Below are 24,083 nucleotides of genomic sequence, written 5' to 3'. Positions count from 1 at the left end.
CCGGTGACGGCGGTGGAGGAGATCGTTGCGTCGGTGTTTGCCGAGGTGTTGGGTGTTGATCGTGTGGGTCTCGATGACGATTTCTTCGAGCTCGGCGGCAACTCTCTCAATGCCACTCGCACGATCAAACGAATCGCCGATGCTCTCGACACCGAACTTTCGGTTCGAGTTCTGTTCGAAGCATCCACGGTGCAGGATCTCGCAGCGCACGCCGAAAGCCGGACCGGGTCGGGTGGGCGAGTCGCGCTGACCGCGGTCGAGCGGCCAGAGCGGATTCCGCTTTCGTTGGCGCAGCAGCGTATGTGGTTCCTCAACCGATTCGACGGGAGTGCAGCGGCATACAATATCCCGATGGCGCTGCGCCTTCAGGGCGATCTTGACGTCTCGGCGCTGAGCGCGGCGATTTCTGATGTGATCGGGCGGCACGAATCACTTCGAACCGTCTACCCGGAAATCGGAGACGGTCCGGTGCAGGTCGTCAAGCCCGTGTCGAGTTGGTCGGACGAAATCGTCGCAGAACCGACTGGCGTGGACGAACTCGAAGGTGAGTTGGTCGCGCTGGCGTCGACGCGCTTCGACGTCACACGCGAGATTCCGATTCGTATCCGGTTGTTCCAGTTGGCTTCCGACGAATACGTACTCGGTGTCGCGATTCATCATATTTCCGCCGACGGTTCCTCGATGGCACCGTTCGCTCGGGATGTCGTGACCGCATACGCCTCGCGGGTTGCCGGGTACACACCGTCCTGGGCTCCTCTCGACGTTCAGTACGCCGACTACAGCCTGTGGCAGCGAGAGGTGCTGGGCAGTGAGGAAGACGCGGGATCTATTGCTTCGCAGCAGATTGCGTACTGGAGCAATGCTCTTGCCGGGCTGCCTGATCAGCTTGCACTTCCCGCCGACCGGCCGCGCCCCGCGACGCAGTCCTTCCGCGGCGGTTACCTGCACTTCGATATCGATGCAGAGTTGCATGCTCGGTTGAGCGGTCTTGCCAGGGCAAATAATTCGACGCTGTTCATGCTCACGCACACTGCGTTCGCGATGTTGTTGGCTCGACTGTCCGGAACCGAGGACATCGCGGTGGGTACACCCATTGCAGGACGTGGTGAGCGGGCACTCGACGATCTCATCGGCATGTTCGTGAACACCTTGGTGTTCCGTACGCAGATCGACAGCGGCGCGCCGTTCCTCGACCTGCTCGGACGTGTCAGGGAGACCGACCTTCAAGCATTTGCACATTCGGACGTTCCTTTCGAGCGACTCGTGGAGGTGCTCAACCCACCGCGTTCGACCGCTCGTCATCCGCTCTATCAGGTCGGCTTCCTCTTCCAGAACATGGAAACCGGAGGGCTCGAGCTTCCGGGGCTCACCGTCAAGGGCGTCGATATCGACAACGGGGTCGCGCAGTTCGATCTTCAGTTGATCGTCAGTGATCGGTACGACGCGAACGGATCTGCAGCCGGCATCACGTCGATGTTCAGCTACGCGCATGATCTGTTCGACGAGTCGACCGTGCAGGACTTCGCCGATCGATTCGTGCGATTGCTCGCGGAGATCGCGTCCGATCCGTCGTTGACCGTCGGCGACTTCGCGCTGCTGGATTCGTCCGAGAGCGACCGGATCCTGAACCGCTGGAACGAGACCGATCACTCCGTCCCGGGAGTCACTCTGGTCGAACTGTTCGACGAGCAGGTCGGTTCGAACCCGGGTGCGGTGGCAGTGATCGCAGGGAACACGTCGCTGACCTACGCCGAGTTCGATGCACGTGTCAACCGTCTCGCACGCCATCTGATTGCAACCGGTGTCGGTCCGGAGTCGTTGGTCGCGTTGGCAATCGAGCGATCGGTCGAACTGCTGGTCGCCATGTACGCGGTGGTGAAAGCAGGTGGTGGATACGTACCGATCGATCCGAACCACCCGGCGGACCGCATCGAGTACGTGTTGACCATGGCAGATCCGGTCTGCGTCCTCACTGCCTCGACCACTGCGAAGAATCCGGCGTTCGGTGATTCCGTGATCGAGGTGGACACGATCGATCTCGCGTCCTACCCGGGAGCGACGGTTACCGATGCGGATCGTATTGCTCCACTGCGAGTGGGCAACACCGCCTACGTGATCTTCACGTCGGGATCGACGGGGCGACCGAAGGGCGTCGCGATCTCGCATCAGGCGGTGGTCAACCAGATTCTCTGGAAGCGCGATCAGTACAGCCTGGACCGATCCGATGCGATGGTGCTCAAGACCGCGGCAACGTTCGACCTCTCGGTCTGGGAGTTCTGGTCGGCACTGACTTCCGGTGCACGACTGGTCATCGCCGAACCCGAAGGTCACAAGGACCCGAGCTACCTGCTCGACCTGATGACTCGGGAGAAGGTCACGACGCTCCACGTGGTGCCGTCGATGCTCGCGATGTTGCAGTCGGCGTCCGAAAATCGCCTTCCGGAATCCCTCCGTCAGGTGCTCGCGATCGGTGAAGCGTTGCCGGCCGCGACCGCGACCGAGTTCGCAGAACTCAGCGACGCCCAGTTGGTGAATCTGTACGGTCCGACCGAGGCCGCAGTCTCGGTGACAGCGCACGTCGTCGGCTCGGACGATACGACCTCGGTGCCGATCGGTGCCCCCGAATGGAACACGCAGGTGTTCGTGCTCGACACACGTTTGCATCCGGTCCCCGTCGGAGTCACCGGGGAGCTTTACCTCGCCGGTGCCCAGCTTGCTCGCGGCTATCACGGGCGCGCGGATCTGACGTCGGAACGATTTGTGGCCAACGTCTTCGGTGACGCGGGTTCGCGGTTGTACCGCACGGGCGACCTCGTCCGGTGGACGGAGAACGGCGAACTCGACTACGTGGAGCGCGCCGACTTCCAGGTCAAGATCCGTGGCTACCGCATCGAACTCGGTGAGATCGAAGCGCTTCTTCGCAAGCAGGCCAGCGTGGACTCCGCGGTGGTGGTGGCCAAGTCGGATGCGCGTACCGGTGATCGACTTGTCGGCTACGTCGTTCCTCAAAGCGGGGAAAGCATCGATGTCGAAACCTTGAAGCGGACTCTTGTGGCTGAGTTGCCGAGTTACATGGTGCCGGCGGCATTGATGGTCTTGGACGAACTACCGCTCAACATCAACGGCAAGGTCGATCGCAAAGCCCTGCCCGACCCCGAATTCGAGGCGACCGAATTCCGTGCGCCGACCAACCCCGTCGAAGAGATCGTGGCGGGTGTGTTCGCTGACGTACTCGGTGTGGCGAGGGTCGGACTCGACGACGACTTCTTCGAGCTCGGCGGAAACTCTCTCGTCGCGACGCAGGTCGTGTCGAGGCTGGGTGAGGCGTTGGACGCGCAGATTCCGGTCCGCGTGATCTTCGAGGCGTCGACTGTCGGGGCATTGGCGTCGAGGGTTCTCGAACACGCGGGATCTGGTGGCCGCCCACCGTTGGTGGCTCAGGTGCGTCCGCACGAGATTCCGTTGTCGTTGGCGCAGCAACGTATGTGGGTGCTCAATCAGTTCGACAAGACCTCGGGTGCGTACAACATCCCGGTCGCGATCCGGCTGTCCGGCGCACTCGATGTCGACGCACTTCACTCAGCGGTGTCGGATCTGATCGAGCGTCACGAAGTGCTCCGGACGGTATACCCGGACCGGGGCAACGGACCGGTTCAGATGATCCTGCCTCGCTCCGCAGCGGCGGTGGGACTGGAGGTGATCGCAACCGACGAAGCGTCGGTCGCCGAGCAGGTGGCTGACACAGTTCGCGAGGGCTTCGATGTCACGACAGCCGTTCCGTTGCGAATCCGTCTCTTCGAGGTCGACGAATCCGAGCGGGTCCTCGTCGTTGTCATTCACCACATCAGCGGTGACGGCTTCTCGATGGCTCCGTTGATCAGAGACACCATGGTTGCGTACACCGCACGTACCGGCGGGGAGACGCCGGAGTGGGCTCCGCTCGAGGTGCAGTACGCCGACTACACGCTGTGGCAGCGTGATGTCCTCGGATCGCCGGAGGACGCGGACAGTCAGCTGGGCCGTCAACTCGCGTACTGGGTGAACGAGCTCAAGGGCACTCCGGAGCTTCTGGAACTGCCGACCGACCGGCCGCGGCCGGCGCGGGCCAGCATGCGCGGTGCGGAATTCGAGTTTGCCGTCGATTCCGAGACCACCAACCGGCTCGCGACGATCGCACGGGAGCAGAACTCGACAGTCTTCATGGTGGTTCACACTGCCCTGGCCGTGCTGCTGGCGAAGATGAGTGGATCGAACGACATCGCAATCGGGACGCCGATCGCGGGTCGAGGTGAGCGGGCGCTCGACGATCTTGTCGGGATGTTCGTCAACACGTTGGTCTTGCGAACGGAGATCGCGCCTGCTTCGACGTTCGTCGACGTTCTGGCACACGTGAAGGACAAGGACTTGTCGGCATTCGCCAATGCCGACGTACCGTTCGAGCGGTTGGTCGACGAACTGGGGCGAGAGCGCTCTCACGCATACTCGCCGCTCTTCCAGGTCATGCTCACCTTCCAGAACATGGCTCTCGGTACGTTCCAGCTCCCGGGCCTCGAGCTCTCTGCGGTCGACAACGGTTTCGACCAGGCGATGTTCGATCTGCAGCTCACCGGTATCGAGCAATTCGACGATGCCGGGGTGCTGTCCGGGCTGAGGATGCGTTTCACCTATGCGACCGACCTGTTCGACGAATCGACCATCGCGCTTTTTGCGGCGCGATTCGGGCGGGTGCTCGAAGAACTGGTGACCGATCCCGGGGTCGTGATTCGCACGATCGACATCGTGACCGAGCAGGAACGCGAGGAAGCGAGCGCTGCCGAGCCGAAGTCCGCGGCAGACCTACCCGAACTGGCAGCCGCAGCGGCGGCCGCCGATCCTGAGGCAATTGCGTTCACCCACGGTGATCAGGCTGTCACCTTCGGTGAGTTGTCGACCAAGCTCGTTGCCATGCGTACCGCCATGGGGGCTGCTCTCGCCCCCGATGCTCTGGTTTCTGTGTCGCTCGCCGGACTTGTTCCGGGCATCCTGCCGGCACTTGGTGTCGACGGTCTCGCCACACTTGTGAGCTCGGTGATAGCTGACGCACAGTCGGTGTCAGCGGGCCGTGGGGGTACGGCCGGGTAACATTCAGTATTTGCCCAGTGAACGCCTCCGGCCGAGCAGAACGCTGTGCTCGACCGGGGCGCACTTCACGAAAGTCAGTTGGAGGAAGTGTAGATGTCCGTCGGTATTCCGGGACCGCAGTCGCTGACGATCGAAGATCTGCCGAAGTTGGTGGCTGCAGTTGCGGCGGTAGATCCTGATCGTGTGGCTCTGAGCCACGGTGGAACCGAAATCAGCTACGGACGACTCAATGACGAGTTGGTCACTCTCGACACCGCGATGGGTGGGGCATTGGGGGCGGATGCCCTGGTTCCTGTTGTCGTTTCCACGGTGCTGCCAGAGCTGATCGGCAGCGAGGCCGACGGTCTCGGCGCGGTGGTCGACCGTCTCATCACCGACGGCACTTCGATCGTGGAGGTCGCGTCGGAGTCCGATGCACACGTGACCCTCGCAGGACTCTTCGACGAGCAGGTCGAGCGGACGCCGGATGCGCTCGCGCTTGATTACGCCGGAACGCAGCTCACTTACGCGCAGTTCGACGCGCGGGCGAACCGCCTGGCCCGTGAACTCGTCGCGGCAGGTGTCGGACCGGACAGCCTCGTCGGTCTCGCGATGCGTCGATCGATCGATCTCCTCGTCTCGATGTACGCGATCGTCAAGGCCGGCGGCGCGTACGTTCCACTCGACCCGGATCATCCTGCCGACCGTCTCGCTTACGTACTCGAGATCGCGAAGCCCACGGCTGTGCTCACACGAACGTCCGATGCCGTGGTGCTGCCGCACGGTACGCCCACGCTCGACGTCGACACCCTCGACTTGTCGGGTCGTGCCGAGACAACTGTCACCGACGCCGACCGGTTGGCGCCGCTGCGCGCGGACAACACTGCGTATGTCATCTTCACGTCCGGATCGACCGGACGCCCCAAAGGCGTTGCAGTCTCTCACCGTGCCATCGTCGCGAACCTGCAATGGCGTCAGACCGAGTACGGATTCACTGCCGACGACGTGATCTTGCAGAAGACACCCTTCACTTTCGATGTGTCCGTGTGGGAGTTCTTCTGGCCGCTGCAGGTCGGTGCATCGCTGGTGATCGCGGAACCCGACGGACATCGTGATCCGGTGTACGTGGCTCGCACGATGATCGAGCGCGGAGTGACGGCGGTGCACTTCGTGCCGTCGATGCTCGCCGTGTTCGTCGCCGAACCCCTTGTTGCGCAGGTCAAAACCCTTCGCTACGTGTTCGCTTCCGGTGAGGCGTTGCCGGCTCGAACGGCGGCACGTCTGCGCGAGGTCAGCAGCGCTGGACTCCACAACCTGTACGGCCCGACCGAAGCCGCCGTCGACGTGACTTATTACGAAACCGGCGAGCAGGATCAGGTGTCGGTGCCGATCGGTGCAGCAGTTGCGGACACCGAGCTCCTGGTGCTCGACGATGCGCTGCGGCCCTCGCCGTCGGGTGTAGCAGGAGAGCTCTATCTTGCCGGGATTCAGCTGGCCAGGGGATACGTGTCGCGTCCCGATCTCACGGCAGACCGCTTCGTGGCGCGGCCCGGCGCTACTGACGGATCCCGGATGTACCGAACCGGAGACCTGGTGCGCTGGCGCGGTGCCGGAGCGAACCGTCAGCTCGAATACATCGGTCGCACCGACTTTCAGGTCAAGCTCCGCGGTCTGCGCATCGAGCTCGGTGAGATCGAGGCGGCACTGCTCGATTGCGAAGGTGTTTCCCAAGCCGTGGTGATCGTCCATTCGGACGAAACGATCGGTGACAACTTGGTGGCCTACATCGTCGCCGAGGGTATCGATTCTGAGAATCTGACGTCGTCGCTTGGCGAACGGCTACCCGACTACATGATCCCTGCCATGTTCGTCGAACTGGACGAGTTTCCGCTCAACGCCAGCGGCAAACTGGATCGAAAGGCTTTGCCCACACCCGAATTCGTGTCGAAGACGGTTGAGTACCGCGAGCCCGCGACACCCACCGAAGCCGGTGTGGTCGCGATCTTTGCCGATCTACTCGGGCAGGATCGGGTAGGGGCAGATGACGGCTTCTTCGAACTGGGCGGCAACTCGTTGCTCGCCACTCGCGTGGTTGCGCGGATCAATGCCGAACACGGCATCGCCATCGACATGCGCAACTTCTTCGACGCACCCACCGCCGCAGAACTTGCCGTCTTCATCGACGAAGCGAAAATCTCAGAAGACCGCAAGGCTCACGTTCCCCTGATCCCTCGCGAGCGCCCCGAGTTGGTTCCGCTGTCTTTGGCACAGCAGCGCATGTGGTTCCTCAATCGATTCGAACCAGAATCGGCAGTCGACCATATTCCGGTCGCGCTGCGGCTCAGCGGAGCGCTCGATGTCGATGCGTTGCAAGGCGCACTCGAGGATTTGATCGAGCGGCACGAGATCCTTCGGACTGTGTACCCGGAGGTCGACGGCGTCGGATATCAGCGCCTGGTCGACATTGCAGCCGTGGTACCGAACCTGACTCCCATACGGGTGGACGAGTCGGCGATCGTCGAGCGCGTGACCGACTTCGTGACTCCGGGATTCGACGTGACCACCGAGGTTCCGATTCGGGCGGCACTCTTCCAATTCGCCGCCGACGAATTCGTCCTCGTGTTCGTCGTCCATCACATCAGCGGTGACGGGTTCTCCATGGGACCGTTGACCAAGGACATCGTTTCGTCTTATGTGTCTCGGACACAGGGAATTTCGCACGATCTTGCTCCGCTGCCCGTACAGTTCGCCGACTTTGCACTGTGGCAGCGCGAGGTTCTCGGCAGTGAGGACGACCCGGATTCTCTGATCACTCGCCAGGTCGACTACTGGCGCCACGCATTGGCCGGTATCCCCGATCAGCTCGATCTTCCGTCGGACCGCCCGCGCCCGCGCGTCGCGTCGAACCGGGGAGCCGGGCACACATTCACGATCGAGCCGGATCTCCACCAGGCTCTCAATCGAATTGCGCTCGACAACAACGCATCTCTGTTCATGGTGTTGCACAGTGCCGTGGCGATTCTGCTGGCGCGGTTGTCGGGGACTTCGGACATCGTGATCGGCACTCCGGTCGCCGGTCGAGGCGATCAAGCTCTCGACGACCTGATCGGAATGTTCGTCAACACACTCGTCCTCCGCACGGAGGTTGATCTCGAAGCTTCGGCACGGGATATGATTTCGCGGGCGCGCGAATCCGACCTCAGCGGCTTCGGGCACGCCGATGTGCCATTCGAACGACTGGTGGAGGTACTCAACCCCGCCCGGTCTCAGGCACGGAACCCGTTGTTCCAGGTGATGCTCTCGCTGCAGAACTTGGGACAGAGCATGCAGCAAAGTCTGGAGGTTCCGGGACTGCGCATTTCCGGACTGGACGTAGAGTCGTCGGCCGCGAAGTTCGACCTCCAATTCACTGTGTGGGAATCTGATACCGCGGACAAGGTCGGTGGTTTGACCGTCGCACTGGTCTATGCGACCGACCTGTTCGACGAGTCGTCTGCCAAATCAATCGGAAAGCGGTTGATTTCAGTTCTCGAAGCAGTGGTTGCCGATCCCTCGGTTCGGGTTGGTGATGTGGATATGTTCGATTCGGGTGAGCGATCTTTGGTGCTCGAGTCGTGGAATGGCACTGCGCATGAGGTTGCGGATGTGTCGTTGGTGGACGTGTTCGATGCTCAGGTTGCGGCGTCGCCGGATTCGGTAGCTGTGTCGTTCGAGGGTGTTTCGCTGTCATATGCGGAGTTCGATTCGCGGGTGAATCGTCTTGCCCGGTACCTGGTTTCGGTGGGTGTGGGACCGGAGTCGTTGGTGGGTGTGGCGGTACGTCGGTCGGTTGATTTGTTGGTTGCGGTTTACGGCGTGCTCAAGGCTGGCGGTGGGTATGTTCCGGTGGATCCAGATCAGCCTGCGGAGCGCAATGCGTACGTGTTGGAGTCGGCGTCGCCGGTATGCGTGATCAGTACCTCTGACGTTGGATTCGATGCCGGTGTGGTACCGGTGGTCGAGGTTGATGTTGTTGATGTGTCTGGTTTTTCGGATAACTCTGTTTCGGATATCGATCGGGTCTCGCCTTTGCGGTCGGGCAATGCGGCGTATGTGATTTTCACGTCGGGGTCGACGGGGCGTCCGAAGGGTGTGTCGGTTTCGCATGCGGCGATTGTGAATCGGTTGGCGTGGATGCAGGACGAGTACGGGTTGGATTCGTCGGATGTGGTGTTGCAGAAGACGCCGTTCACGTTCGATGTGTCGGTGTGGGAGCTTTTCTGGCCGTTGCAGGTTGGTGCTCGGTTGGTGGTGGCTGTGCCGGATGGGCATCGTGACCCGCGGTATTTGACGTCGGTCATTGTGGGGGAGGGTGTGACGACGGTGCATTTCGTGCCGTCGATGCTCGAGGTTTTCGTGACGGATTCGTCTGTGGCTGCGTGTGTTTCGCTGACTCGGGTGTTCGCGTCAGGTGAGGCGTTGCCGGCGAGTGTTGTTGCCGATGTGTGGGCTGTGTTGCCGGGTGTCGGGGTGCACAATTTGTATGGTCCGACCGAGGCGGCGGTGGATGTGACGTTCCACGAGGTGGTGCCGGCGGATGTTCTGGGGGTGCCGATCGGTGCTCCGGTATGGAATACGCAGGTGTTTGTTCTGGACTCTCGATTGAGTCCGGTGCCGGTAGGTGTTGCGGGTGAGCTGTATCTGGCGGGTGTTCAGCTGGCTCGTGGGTATGTGGGTCGGCCGGATTTGTCGTCGGATCGATTTGTGGCGAATCCGTTCTCGGGTGATGGTGGGCGGATGTATCGCTCCGGTGATGTGGTGCGGTGGACTGCGTCGGGCGAGTTGGAGTACATCGGGCGTAGTGACTTTCAGGTGAAGTTGCACGGTTTGCGGATCGAGCTCGGTGAGATCGAGTCGGTGATTCGTGAGCACGAGTCGGTGTCGTCGGTAGTTGTGGTTGTGCGTGAGGATGTGTTGGTTGCGTACGTTACGGCCGCTGGTGGTGTGGTGGACGTTGACGAGTTGAAGAGAGTTGTTGCGGGTCGTCTGCCGGGTTACATGGTGCCGGCGGTGGTGATGGTGCTGGAAGAGTTGCCGTTGGGTGTGTCGGGGAAGTTGGATCGGAAGCTTCTTCCGGATCCGGTGTTCGTGGCGCGCGAGTTTCGGGCACCGTCGAGTGTCGCCGAAATCGCTGTGGCCGGCGTCTTCGGAGATGTTCTCCGGTTGGAACAGGTCGGTCTGGATGACGACTTCTTCGAGCTCGGCGGAAACTCTTTGGTCGCAACGCAGTTGGTGGCTCGCGTAGGTCAAGCGCTCGACACTCAGGTTCCGGTGAGGGTGTTGTTCGATGCTTCGACTGTCGAAGGTTTGGCAGCGCAGGTTGAGTTGATCGCAGGGGCAGGAGGGAGGACCGCGCTCGTGGCCCGCCCACGGCCGGCGTTGATCCCACTCTCACTAGCTCAGCAGCGAATGTGGTTCCTCAGCCGCTTCGATCCTGATTCTGCCGTCAACAACATTCCAATCGCATTGAATATCAAAGGCGTCCTGAATGTTTCGGCGCTGAGGCATGCGATTTCTGATGTAATCGAACGCCACGAGTCGCTCCGGACCGTCTATCCGGAGCAAGGTGGACAAGGACACCAGGTAGTCCTCCCGTCGTCCGAGGTGCCGGTTGAACTGACACCGAAGGTCATCGACGCCTCGCATATTCACAACGAACTTCTGAGTTTCGCGCTCCAGGGTTTCGACGTGACGTCAACCGTTCCGGTTCGAGTCGGGTTGTTCGAACTTGCAGAGGATTCGTACGTTCTGGCCTTCGTTGTGCACCACATCGCAGCGGACGGCTTCTCGATGCGCCCGTTGACTAGGGATGTCATGGTTGCCTACACCGCTCGGGTTTCGAACGGCGTTTCGAATTGGACTCCGCTCGAGGTGCAGTACGCCGATTATGCACTCTGGCAGCGGGAGGTCCTCGGCGACGAGGACGACCCGGATTCGTTGATCTCGGCTCAGCTGGACCACTGGCGCTCCGTCCTCCGTGATTCTCCGGAAGTGCTTGCGTTACCGGCTGACCGATCCCGCCCGGTCGTCGCCTCGAATCGTGGCGCTACGTATCGCTTCTCCGTCAGCGAAGAGATTCGGTCGAGCTTGGACTCACTCGCACGCGAGCGGAACGCATCGCTGTTCATGGTGGTGCATTCGGCCCTCGCCGTGCTTCTCGCAAGGTTGTCCGGTACCAGTGACATCGTGATCGGTACTCCGGTTGCAGGGCGAGGCGAAAAGGCGCTCGACGATGTGATCGGTATGTTCGTGAATACACTGGTCCTGCGGACTCCTGTTGACCTCGCCAGTTCGTTCAGTGCGCTCGTCTCGGCAACGCGGAGGACGGACCTTCAGGCGCTCGGCAACGGCGATGTTCCGTTCGAGCGGCTGGTCGAGGTGCTCGATCCCACCCGATCGCAGGCACATCACCCGCTGTTCCAGGTCGCGTTGTTCTTCCAGAACATGTCGCAGGATGCTTTGGAGCTTTCGGGATTGGAGGTCTCAGGCGTCGAGTTCGATGCCGGTATCGCGAAATTCGATCTTCAACTTACTCTCGCTCCCCGCGTCGAAGATGCGCTCGAAGACGGCATGTTCGCCGAGTTCGCATACGCCACAGATCTGTTCGACGAGTCGACGATTCGTGGATTCGCCGATCGGTTCACCAGGATCCTCGAACAGGTGGTCGTGGATCCGTCGATCACCGTGGGTGACATCGAGCTGTTGGACGAGGCCGAGCGCGAGTCGCTGTTGACTGCGCGCAACTCCACCGCACATGACGTCGGGAACAGTGAGACATTGGCTTCGCTGTTCGACACTCGCGTTGCGTTGGCACCCGATGCTGTTGCCGTGGTGTTCGACGGCCAGTCGCTGACCTATGGCGAGTTGTCGGAACGTGTGAACAAATTGGCACGCAAGCTGATCGAAGATGGTGTCGGGCCCGAATCGTTGGTGGCCTTGGCGATGCGTCGATCGCTCGATCTGGTAGTAGGTATGTACGCGGTGATCGCCGCGGGCGGAGCCTACGTGCCCTTGGATCCCGATCACCCCGCCGAGCGAATCGGGCACATCCTCACGACGGCCGATCCAGTCTGTGTGCTGTCGACGACGAGGGACGCTTTCGTAGCGCCGAACGGCGCCGACGTGCTGTTGATCGACAATGTCGATCTTTCGAGCTACTCGGCTTCAGTCATTTCCGATGCTGATCGTCGCGGTCGTCTGCATGATGTGAATGCCGCCTACGTGATCTTCACCTCGGGTTCCACGGGCAAGCCCAAAGGCGTTGCGGTGTCGCATCACGCCATCGTGAACCAGGTCCTGTGGATGCAGGATCAGTACGCCATCGGCCCAGAAGACGTCTATTTGCAGAAGACTGCTACGACATTCGACGTCTCGTTGTGGGGATACTTCACTGCGCTTTTGTCCGGTACGAGAGTGGTGCTGGCATCTCACGACGGCCATCGAGATCCCGCGTATCTGGCTCGTCTGATCGAAGATCATCGGGTGACGCTGACGGACTTCGTTCCATCGATGTTGACCGTCTTCGCGACTTCGGTTCCGGAACACGCATTGGTGTCACTGAGGGACGTATTCGTGATCGGTGAGGCATTGCCGGTCGAGACGGTGCGTGCATTCGCTCAGGTGTCGTCTGCAGGCCTGCACAATGTGTACGGCCCAACCGAGGCTGCGGTCTCGATCACCTACTACGAGGTCGATGGATCGGAATCAACAGGGATTCCGATCGGGGTGCCCGAGTGGAACTCGCAGGTCTACGTGTTGGACAGTCGGTTGCAGCCGGTGCCGGTAGGCGTTGCGGGTGAGCTGTATCTGGCCGGTGATCAACTGGCGCGCGGTTACGTCGCGCGACCCGATCTCACCAGTGATCGCTTTATCGCGAATCCATTTGCGAAGGTGAGCGACACGAACGGTGAAATCAATCCCGGTGGCAGTCGGATGTATCGCACCGGGGACCTTGTGTGGTGGAACACCGCAGGCGAACTCGAGTATGTCGGGCGTACCGATTTTCAGGTCAAATTCCGTGGTCAGAGGATCGAACTCGGTGAGATCGAGTCAGCTCTGTTGGCACACCCTATGGTGGCTCAGTGCGTGGTCGCAGTGGTGCACACGGACACCGGCGACCAGCTCGCTGCGTACGTCGTCGCATCACCGAGTTCGGTCATCGACGTGGCCGTTTTGCGGGCATCGCTTCCGAAAGTTCTGCCGGCGTACATGATTCCGACGGCAATCGTTGTGCTGGAAGAATTGCCGCTCAACTCTTCGGGAAAGCTCGACCGGAAGTTGTTGCCTGAGCCGAAGTTCGAGGTCGCGGTGTTCCGAGCTCCGGCGACCCCTGTGCAGGAGATCGTGGCGTCGGTATTCGGCGAGGTCTTAGGTGTTCCGAGGGTGGGCCTCGATGATGATTTCTTTGCCCTGGGTGGGAATTCTCTGATCGCCACGCAGGTAGCGGCGCGGTTGGGTGAGGCTCTGGATTCGAGGGTGGCGGTTCGGCTGTTGTTCGAGGCGTCGTCGGTCGAGTCGTTGGCAGCGCGGGTGGAGTCAGAAGTCGGCTCAGGTGACCGGGTGGCTTTGGTTGCTCAGGTCCGGCCGGAGCGAGTTCCGTTGTCGTTGGCGCAACAGCGAATGTGGTTCCTGAACCGTTTCGAACCTGGATCTGCAGTGAACAACCTCCCCCTGGCCATTCGATTGACGGGCAGCTTGAATGTTGCTGCCCTGCAAGTTGCTGTCGCTGATCTTGTTGCACGGCACGAAATTCTGCGGACCGTGTATCCGGAATTCGATGGCGAGGGATACCAGCAAGTTCTTTCTGCAACCGAGTCTGTGTCGCTTGCGGTTCCAGTTGAAATCGCCACGGACGACGTCGTGAAGGTTGTGACCGAGTTCGTATCGGTGGGTTTCGATGTCACCAGTGAGGTGCCCGTCCGCGCACGACTGTTTCGCGTAGATGATCACGAGCACGTACTTGTTTTCGTGATTCATCATATTGCGGGCGACGGATTCTCCTTCGGGCCGCTGTCGCGCGACGTGATGGCCGCGTACGCAGCGAGGCTGTCGGACGACGCCCCGAATTGGGAACCCTTGGCAGTGCAGTATGCCGACTACTCTCTGTGGCAGCGACAGGTATTGGGTGCAGCGGACGACCCCTCCAGCGTCCTGTCACGGCAGTTGCACTACTGGACGCAGACGTTGGCCGGCGCTCCTGATGTTCTCGATCTGCCTGCAGACCGAGTTCGGCCGAAGGTTGCATCGAATCGGGGAGCCGACTTCGCATTCCGGATCGACCGACGGATCAACGAAGCCATGAATGTGATTGCCCGGGAACATCGGGCGTCGTTGTTCATGGTGGCGCACGCGGCACTGGCAGTTCTCTGCGCGAGGCTATCGGGGACATCGGACATTGCGATTGGTACACCCGTTGCGGGGCGTGGTGATCGAGCACTTGACGACATGATCGGAATGTTCGTCAATACCCTGGTGCTTCGCGCAGATGTTCCTTCGGACGACTCGTTTGAAGCGCTACTGGATCGAGTCCGCACGGCAGATCTGGGCGCATTTGCGCACAGTGACATACCGTTCGAGCAGCTGGTAGACGTACTCGACCCGGAGCGTTCGCAGGCGCGACATCCACTTGTGCAGGTTGTTCTGACGTTCCAGAACATGGCCCCGAGGGTCTTCGAGTTGCCTGGGCTGTCAGTTTCGGGCGTGGACCCGGACACGGAGTTCGCGAAGTTCGACTTGCAGTTGACGTTGGCTGAGCAGTTCGACGAATCCGGAGCCGCTGCTGGATTGGCAGCGAAGTTCACTTATGCGACAGATCTTTTCGACGAATCGACCGTGGCGTCTATGGCATCGCGCCTCGTTCGAGTGCTCGAGGCCGTGGCTGACAATTCGGGTGTTGTGGTTGGCGACATCGAATTGCTGGCGCCCTCCGAGCGTGCGGATGTGTTGGGCGAGTGGGCCGTTCCAGGTGTCAACGTGAACGCGGATGCGACTCTCGCGGCGATGTTCGAATCGCAGGTTCGCGATACGCCAGATGCGATTGCCGTGGTTTTCGAGGGTCGGCGCCTCACATACAGTGAGCTGGATTCCTTGGCGAACCGGCTGGCGCGCAAGCTCGTTGAGTTTGGCGTTGGTCCGGAATCGCTGGTGGCCGTCTTGTTGCCGCGTTCGGTCGAGTTGGTGGTTGCACTCCTGGCAGTGGTCAAAGCTGGAGGCGGATACCTACCGGTGGATCCGTCGTATCCGGCGGAGCGTATTGCGTACACGCTCGCTGATGCGCGGCCTTTGGTTGTGCTCGGATCGGCAGATGTCGCGATCGATATCGAGGTGCCGGTTTTGGACGTCACCAGCGAAGATCTGTCCAGCTACGACGCGGCCGCTCTCACCGACGCAGACCGTTGCGGACGACTGCGCGCCGATGACGTTGCATACGTGATTTACACATCCGGTTCGACCGGTCGTCCGAAGGGCGTCGCGGTTACCCACCGAAATGTCGTGGAGTTGTTCGCGAACTCTCAACCGAATTTCGAATTCGACTCGTCAGATGTGTGGACGCTGTTCCACAGCTACGCATTCGACTTCTCTGTGTGGGAGTTGTGGGGCCCGTTGTTGTACGGCGGTACCGTTGTGGTCGTCGACTATTTGACCTCGCGATCTCCGGAGCAGTTCCGCGAGTTGGTTGTTCGCGAGAAGGTAACCGTGCTCAACCAGACTCCGTCTGCGTTCTATCAATTTGCCGAAGCTGATCGTGCCGTCGGTGATTCTGCGGGCTCACTGTCCTTGAAGCATGTGATTTTCGGTGGCGAAGCGCTGGATCTGTCTCAACTGACGCGCTGGTACGACCGGCACGGCGATTCGTCGCCCCGGTTGGTGAACATGTACGGCATCACCGAGACGACGGTTCACGTCTCCTTCCTGGGCTTGGATGCGGAGATGGTCCGTGGAGCGTCGGCCTCCGTGATCGGCCGTGGGTTGGGTGGGTTCTCGGTGTTCGTGCTCGACGACAGATTGCGCCCTGTCCCTGTCGGAGTGCGCGGTGAGATGTACGTTGCCGGGGCGCAACTCTCACGTGGTTACGTGGGGCAGCCCGGATTGACGGCAGGACGTTTCGTGGCCAATCCTTTTGCCCGTAACGGTTCTGGTGGGCTTATGTACCGGACTGGAGATGTCGCGCGTTGGAACGTGGACGGAATGCTCGAATATGCCGGACGCAGCGACTCACAGGTCCAACTGCGTGGTTTCCGTATCGAGATCGGTGAGATCGAGGCGGCCCTTCTTCGTGTAGAAGGTGTTGCCCACGCCGTGGCGATGGTCCGTGCGGACGATGCGCTCGGTGAGCGGTTGGTGGGATACGTTGTGCCCGCGGCCGGCTCGGAGCTCGAGGTGTCCGATGTTCTGGCTTCCGTGTCGCAGTTCCTGACCGGATACATGGTTCCGGATTCGCTGGTTGTGCTCGACGAACTTCCATTGACCGTGAACGGGAAGCTGGACCGAAAGGCGCTGCCTGATCCGATCGTTCAATTGCGTGAGTTCCGGGCGCCGGCTACCCCAGTCGAAACTGTCGTAGCGGCAGTGTTCGCGGATGTGCTAGGTGTGGAACGAGTCGGCCTCGATGACGATTTCTTTGCCCTCGGGGGCAATTCGCTGGTAGCCACCAGATTGGCTGCCAGGTTGGGGCAAGCGCTGAATACGCAGGTGGCCGTGCGGATCTTGTTCGAGAACTCGACTGTCGCGAGTCTGGCGCGATCGGTTTCGGCGCTGGCCGGATCCGGAGCGCGGAAGGTGTTGGAGGCCCGCGACCGTCCGGAGCGCATCCCGCTGTCGCTGGCTCAACAGCGTATGTGGTTGGTCAACCAGATGGATTCGGCATCGCCGGCGTACAACATCCCGTTGGCGCTGCGATTGAGTGGTGAGTTGGATGTGGAGGCGCTCCGGGCGTCGCTTCGAGATGTTCTGGTGCGGCACGAATCTCTTCGCACCAAGTACCCGAGCGATGTCGATGGTCCGACACAGGTGATCGTCACTGTCGACGACATCGCGCCGGCTTTCGAAGTCGTCCAGCTCGAAGATGGCGGAGCAGCGTATGAACGAGTGGCGCAGTTCGTGTCGCGCGGTTTCGACGTAGCTCGGGAGATCCCAGTGCGAGCTGAGTTGCTGCAGCTCGCGCCCGGTGATTTCGTCTTCGTGCTCGTCGCGCATCACATCGCTGCAGACGGCGAATCCATGGCACCGCTCGCGAGAGACATGATGGTGGCGTACGAGTCGCGTTCACGAGGTGCCGCTCCGACGTGGGCCGCCTTGCCTGTGCAGTACGCGGACTTCGCTCTGTGGCAGCGTGAGGTGGTCGGTTCGACCGACCAGGTTGGCTCTCCGGCCGCGAAGCAACTCGAGTTCTGGCGCCGAAACTTGAGTGGACTCACCGCGATCGGCGGATTACGGGCTGACAGACAGCGCCCGGAGCACATGTCGACCAAGGCGGGCGTTGCGGAGTTCACCGTCGATGCTGCGACTTCGGCCCGTCTCAACGAGATCGCTCGCGAACACAACGCGACGCTGTTCATGGTGGCGCACGCAGCCCTCGGTGTCCTGATCACGAGGATGGGTGGCAGTCGAGATTTTGCGATCGGCACCGTTGTGGCAGGTCGGGGCGAAAAGCATCTCGACGACGTCGTCGGCATGTTCGTCAACACTCTGACTCTTCGAACCGCGCCCGATCTCGATGCAGGCTTCGGTGAGCTTGTTTCGTTGGTGCGCGACACTGATCTCGAAGCGTTCGCGAACGGAGACGTGCCGTTCGAGGAGGTGACTGGTGCGCTGGGTGTTTCAGCGAACGACCTGTTCCAGATTGCACTGTCGGTCGAACCGATGGCCGGAGCCGAATTCAGCCTGGGCGGGTTGACGATCACTGCCGTCGAGGGTGTCGAAGCAACAGCGAAATTCGACCTGCAACTGACACTCACAACGGATCCTCAAACACAGGGGATGGTCGGGCACTTGGTCTACGCTGCGGATTTGTTCGATCAGCACACGGTCGACGGGTATGCCCAGCGCTTTGTACGCGCCATCGAGCAGGTGGTCGCAGATCCGTCGCGCCCTATCGGCGACGTTGAACTGCTCAGTGACGCTGAGCGTGCCGAGCTACTGGTCTCGGTCAGTGCATCTGATTCCACGGCATTGCGCGGATCGAATCAATTGGTCCCACAGCGTCTGGCAGCTGCAGTCGAGGACGATCCGGAGGCCGTCGCCGTTGTGGTCGACGGAGTGGACTTCACGTATCAAGACGTCGATGCCCGCTCGTCCCGTCTGGCTCGCCATTTGATCAATTGTGGGCTTGGACCTGGTGACCAGGTCAGCATCAGCGGGCTCACGGGTTTGGATCTGGTCGTGGCGGTATGGGCTGTATTCAAATCGGGTGCTGGAGTCGCGACGGGAGCAAGGGATGACAACCCAGTCGACCTGCGAAACACAGAGGTAGCCGCGGAAGTTGCCTCGCAGTCGGCGCGACCCGTTGGGTACTCGGATCGAGTTCGTCTCTTGACACCCGAATCACCCGCACTCGTTGTAGATGACACGAGTCGGAGTGACGTGAATCATGGAGAGTTCGCTGACAGCCTGCGTGCGATGGCGAACGAGCATGACGTCGACTACGACGCAAGACTGATGTACATAGGTCCTGACGATGACGAAACCTCTATTCGGACGATATTGCTTGCGGGGTCAGTTGGGGCGGCAGTTGTCATGACCAGTGAAGAGGTCCGGGTGCCGAATCTGCATGGCGTCTTGGAGGAGGACTGGATTACCCATGTCATCGCTCCGCCGGAGCTTGCCGCGGAAGTCGACGCAGAAGCTCTTCCGGACCTGAAGCTGACGTGCAGCCCGGGAAAATGGTCCTTGAACTGAGCGCGAACCCATTTTGAACCGGACCGGTTGGGATTTACCTACGGTCCGATGTGGTTCCTACCCCTATAGCTGTAACAATGGTTCGGTGTGTCCGATCAACTACAGGGACGTCCGGAGCGGGTAATCCCTGGTCACGGCCGGAGCCTTGGACAGATCAGCCGCTTGAACAGCGATCGAAACTGCAGTACCAAAACGAAGGTGAATTGTCTTGACGCAGCACGAGCTCTTCCAACATGCCGTTCGATCGCAGGTCGTGGCCGGATGAGCACCGACGGAGTGACGCCCGAGACATCAGCGGCTCGCAGGCCCCGCCGCCAACGCCCAGCACGAGGCCGCAGGGACCGAACCCCGTTGCTGCCTCAGTTGCTTGCGGCAGCCGTGGAGATGAACCCTTCGCAGGAGGCTCTGCGGTTCGAGGGCAGGTCTTTGTCTTACTCCGAGTTGGACGAGTGGTCGTCTCGTTTGGCTCGGGTGTTGATTGCGGACGGTGTGGGGCCGGAAGATCGGGTTGCCGTCTCGGTTCCGCGGTCCATCGAGTCCGTGTTGGCGTTGTGGGCGGTGGCGAAGTCGGGTGCGGCTTTTGTTCCGGTGGATCCGAATTATCCGGCTGATCGTGTGGCGTACATGATCGAGGATTCTGGTGTTTCGGTGGGGTTGACCGTAGAAGAGGTCGTTTCCGACCTTCCTTCGTCGGTCGATTGGAAATCGATTGATTCGCCGAAGGTCAAACAATCGCTGTCCGAGGTGTCGCGGGATCCGGTGGCCTATTCGGATCGTGTTTCGACGCTACGGGTGGAGCATCCGGCATATGTGATCTATACCTCGGGCTCGACGGGTCGACCCAAGGGTGTAGTAGTCACGCACGGTGGGCTCGGCAATTTGCTCAGTGAGCAGGTCGACAAACTCGGCGCTAAGGCACAGTCGAGGGTTCTGCACTTCGCAACACCCAGCTTCGATACGTCGCTGTTCGAATTGTTGCTCACCATCGGGTCCGGCTCGACAATGGTCATCGTCCCGCCGAGCATTTACGGTGGCGAGGAACTGGCGGAGCTGCTCGAAGCGGAGCGGGTGACCCACGTGGTGGGTACGCCCTCGATGCTGGCTTCCGTCGATCCGACGAACCTGAATTCTGTCGAGGCGGCAATCGTCGGTGGTGAGGTCTGCCCGCCCGAACTGGTCGCAAAATGGGGTCGGGGCAGAGCCTTCTTCAACGCGTACGGACCTACCGAAACCACGATCATCACGAACATAAGCCCGAATTTGGCACCCGGTGATCGGGTGAGCATCGGTGGGCCGATCCAGGGCGTTTCATCATTGGTTCTGGACTCACGCCTCCTGCCAGTACCTGTCGGGTCGACGGGAGAGTTGTATCTCGCGGGGCCGCAGGTGGCGCGTGGATACCACAACCTCAGAGGTATGACGGCCGATCGCTTCGTTGCGAATCCTTTTGGAGCTCAAGGCGATCGAATGTATCGCACGGGTGACCTGGTGCGGTGGGTAGCTGACGCCGGTGCGCGTGACCTCGAATACGTGGGGCGCTCGGATTCGCAGCTGAAGATCCGCGGCTTCCGCGTCGAACTCGGCGAGATCGACGCAGTGTTGGCAAAGCACCCATCGGTGGAGTTCGTCGCGACAATCGGCCGAAAGCTCGACAACGGTGAGCACGCATTGGTGGCGTATGTACTTCCACTGACGGGTTCCGAGTTCGACGTATCGGAGCTGATCGACAACTGCAGGCGTGAACTTCCGCGTCACATGGTTCCAGCGTCGGTGATGGCAATTGACGAGATTCCGTTGACGCCCGTAGGTAAGTTGGATGTGGCGGCGTTGCCGGATCCGGTTTTCGAGTCGCGTGCGTTCCGTGAGCCTTCATCTGAGTCTGAGATGTTGGTTGCGGGTGTGTTCGGTGAGTTGCTGGGTCTCGAGCAGGTGGGGGCTGATGATGACTTCTTCGAGCTGGGTGGTAATTCGCTGATTGCAGCGAAGTTGGCGGGTCGTTTGAGTGCGGCTTTCGATGTGCGGGTTCAGGTCAAGACATTGTTCGAGTCTTCGACGGTGGCGTCGTTGGCTTCTGTGCTGGGGTCTTCGGCGGGGCGTGTGCGGGTGCCGTTGTCGGCGCAGACGCGTCCGGAGCGGGTGCCGTTGTCGTTGGCGCAGCAGCGGATGTGGTTCTTGTCGCGGTTCGATGCTGTGTCAGGTGTCAACAATATTCCGATCGTGCTGCGTTTGTCTGGCACGGTGGATATTGCAGCGTTGGGTGCTGCGGTGTCGGATGTTGTTGCGCGGCACGAAGTTTTGCGGACGGTGTATCCAGAGTTCGAGGGTGTGGGGTTCCAGCGGGTTCTTTCGGCGGATGAGTTCGAGGTGGAAGTATCGCCGGAGCTTGTCAGTGAGGCCGATTTGTTGAAGGTGTTGGCGCCGGTAGTGACTGAGGGTTTCGATGTCACTTCCGAGGTGCCGTTGCGGGTTCGTTTGTTCCAGACGGGACCGTCGGAGTTCGTGTTGGCGTTGGTGATTCACCACATTGCCGCTGACGGCGTTTCCTTGGGTCCGTTGGTGCGTGATGTGTCGGTGGCGTATGTGGCGCGTGCGGGTGGGCAGGTTCCGCAGTGGGCGCCGTTGGCGGTGCAGTATGCGGACTTCGCGTTGTGGCAGCGTGAGGTGTTGGGGTCCGAGGGTGACCCGTCGTCGTTGATGTCCGAGCAGTTGGGGTATTGGACGTCGGTGCTGGCGGGGTTGCCGGAGCGGATCGACTTGCCGGCGGATCGCCAGCGGCCGTTGGTGGCATCCAATCATGGTGCGAGTTACCAGTTTTCGGTAGACGAGCGGTTGCATCGGGCGCTCGAGCAGTTGGCGCTTGATCGCAGTGTGTCGTTGTTCATGGTGGTGCATGCGGCGTTGGCGGTGTTGCTGGCGCGACTGAGTGGTAGTGATGATGTTGTCGTGGGCTCGCCGATCGCTGGACGGGGTGAGCAGGAGCTCGATGATCTGATCGGGATGTTCGTCAACACGTTGGTGTTGCGGACGGAGGTGGATTCCTCGGAGTCGTTCTCGGAGTTGTTGGGTCGGGTTCGTGACGTCGATCTGGGGGCGTTCGGCAACGAGGATGTTCCGTTCGAGCGGTTGGTGGAGGTGCTTGATCCGGCGCGGTCGCAGGCTCATCATCCGTTGTTCCAGGTTGCGTTGTTCTTCCAGAACATGGCGCAGGGTGTCGTGGAATTGCCGGGGCTGTCGATTGCCGGTTTCGACGCCGGTGTGGAAATCGCGAAGTTCGATCTGCAGTTGACGGTGACGCCGGTGGAGGAGGACGGCGTCGGTGTGGGGATGCCGATGTCGTTGACGTATGCGACGGATTTGTTCGACGAGTCGACGGTTGTTTCGTTTGCGGAGCGGTTGGTTCGGGTTCTGGAAGCGATGGTGGCGGAGCCTGATTCGGTTGTCGGGGATGTGGAGTTGCTCGGTGAGGACGAGCGTTCGCAGGTGTTGGTGGCGGTCAATGACACTGTTCACGAGTTGACTGCTGGTGCTTTGTTGCTCGACGGGTTTGTTGCGCAGGTGGCGGCGACGCCGGGTGCGGTGGCGTTGGTGTTCGAGGGGCAGTCTCTGACGTATGTGGAGTTTGCGTCTCGGGTGAATCGCCTTGCGCGGTATTTGATTTCGGTGGGTGTGGGGCCGGAGTCGTTGGTGGCGTTGGCGATGCGCCGGTCGGTTGACCTTGTGGTGGGTATGTATGCGGTGGTTGCTGCGGGTGGGGCGTATGTGCCGTTGGATCCGGATCATCCGGTCGAGCGCAATGGTCATATTCTCGGGACTGCGTCACCGGTGTGTGTGTTGTCCACTGCTGATGACGGTGTGGTGTTGCCGGGTGAGTTCGATGTGGTGTTGATCGACGAGTTGGATGTGTCCGGGTTCTCGGATGTGCCTGTTTCCGATGCAGATCGTGTTGCGCCGCTGCGTGGTTCGAATGCTGCGTATGTGATCTTCACGTCGGGGTCGACGGGGAAGCCGAAGGGTGTGGCGGTTTCGCATGCGGCGATCGTCAATCAGATGGCGTGGATGCAGGGTCGATATCTTCTGACCGGGGCGGATGTGTATCTGCAGAAGACTGCGACGACGTTCGACGTGTCGTTGTGGGGCTTCTTCTTGCCGTTGGCGGTGGGTGCGCGGTTGGTGGTGGCCACGCATGATGGTCATCGGGATCCGGGGTATTTGGCGTCGGTGATCGCTGATCAGGGTGTGACGGTGACGGACTTCGTGCCGACGATGTTGTCGGTGTTCGCGGGGGAAGTTTCGGCGGGCCAGTTGGTTTCGTTGCGTGATGTGTTCGTTATCGGTGAGGCGTTGCCGGCGCAGACGGTGCGTGATTTCGGTGTGGTGTCGGGTGCGCGGGTTCACAACTTGTATGGTCCGACCGAGGCCGCGGTGTCGATCACGTTCGCGGATGTGACGTGCGCCGTCGATGGTGGTGTGGTGTCTATTGGTGTGCCGCAGTGGAATTCGCAGGTTTTCGTGTTGGATTCTCGTTTGCGTCCGGTGCCGGTGGGTGTTGCGGGTGAGTTCTATCTTGCGGGTGATCAGTTGGCTCGTGGGTATGTTTCTCGTCCGGATTTGTCGGCGGATCGGTTCGTTGCCAATCCGTATGGCGGCGTGGGTTCGCGGATGTATCGCACTGGGGACTTGGTGCGGTGGGGCGTTTCGGGGGAGCTCGAGTACATCGGTCGTACCGATTTTCAGGTGAAGTTCCGTGGTCAGCGGATCGAGTTGGGGGAGATCGAGTCGGCGTTGGTGGCCGATATGTCGGTGTCTGTGTCGTCGGTGGCTGTGGTGTCGACCAAGACCGGTGATCAGTTGGTGGGGTATGTGGTGCCCGCGTCGGGTGCGGTAGTTGATATTGCGGCACTGGTGGATTCGTTGGGTGCGGTGTTGCCGTCGTATATGGTGCCGTCGCAGATCATGGTGTTGGATGCGTTCCCGTTGAATGCTTCGGGGAAGTTGGATCGGAAGTTGTTGCCGGAGCCGGTGTTCGAGGTTGCGGTGTTTAGGGCTCC

Annotated in this window: 3 protein-coding genes; all 3 read left to right on the top strand. The window is 60.8% G+C overall.

Annotation, left to right across the window (positions count from 1 at the left end; all coding sequences use genetic code 11):
• Nucleotides 1–5,121 (top strand): amino acid adenylation domain-containing protein (locus AC1Q61_RS31660; RefSeq protein WP_492654923.1); only part of this gene is annotated, 5,121 nt, incomplete at its 5' end.
• A 93-nt stretch (nt 5,122–5,214) separates the two neighbouring features.
• Nucleotides 5,215–19,035, top strand: a complete 13,821-nt coding sequence (locus AC1Q61_RS31655) for an amino acid adenylation domain-containing protein (protein ID WP_492651404.1) — start codon at nt 5,215–5,217, stop codon at nt 19,033–19,035.
• 261 nt (nt 19,036–19,296) lie between these two features.
• Nucleotides 19,297–24,083 (top strand): amino acid adenylation domain-containing protein (locus AC1Q61_RS31650; protein ID WP_492654922.1); only part of this gene is annotated, 4,787 nt, incomplete at its 3' end.

It is taken from the genome of Rhodococcus sp. MPR-R1B (genome assembly GCF_058793255.1).
The sequence above is the reverse complement of the archived record's forward strand: the minus strand, read 5'-3'. Positions and strand labels throughout refer to the sequence as shown.

Coding starts and splice junctions, on each gene's coding strand:
- AC1Q61_RS31655 (WP_492651404.1), top strand. CDS start 5,215: ATGTCCGTCGGTATTCCGGGACCGCAGTCGCTGACGATCGAAGATCTG.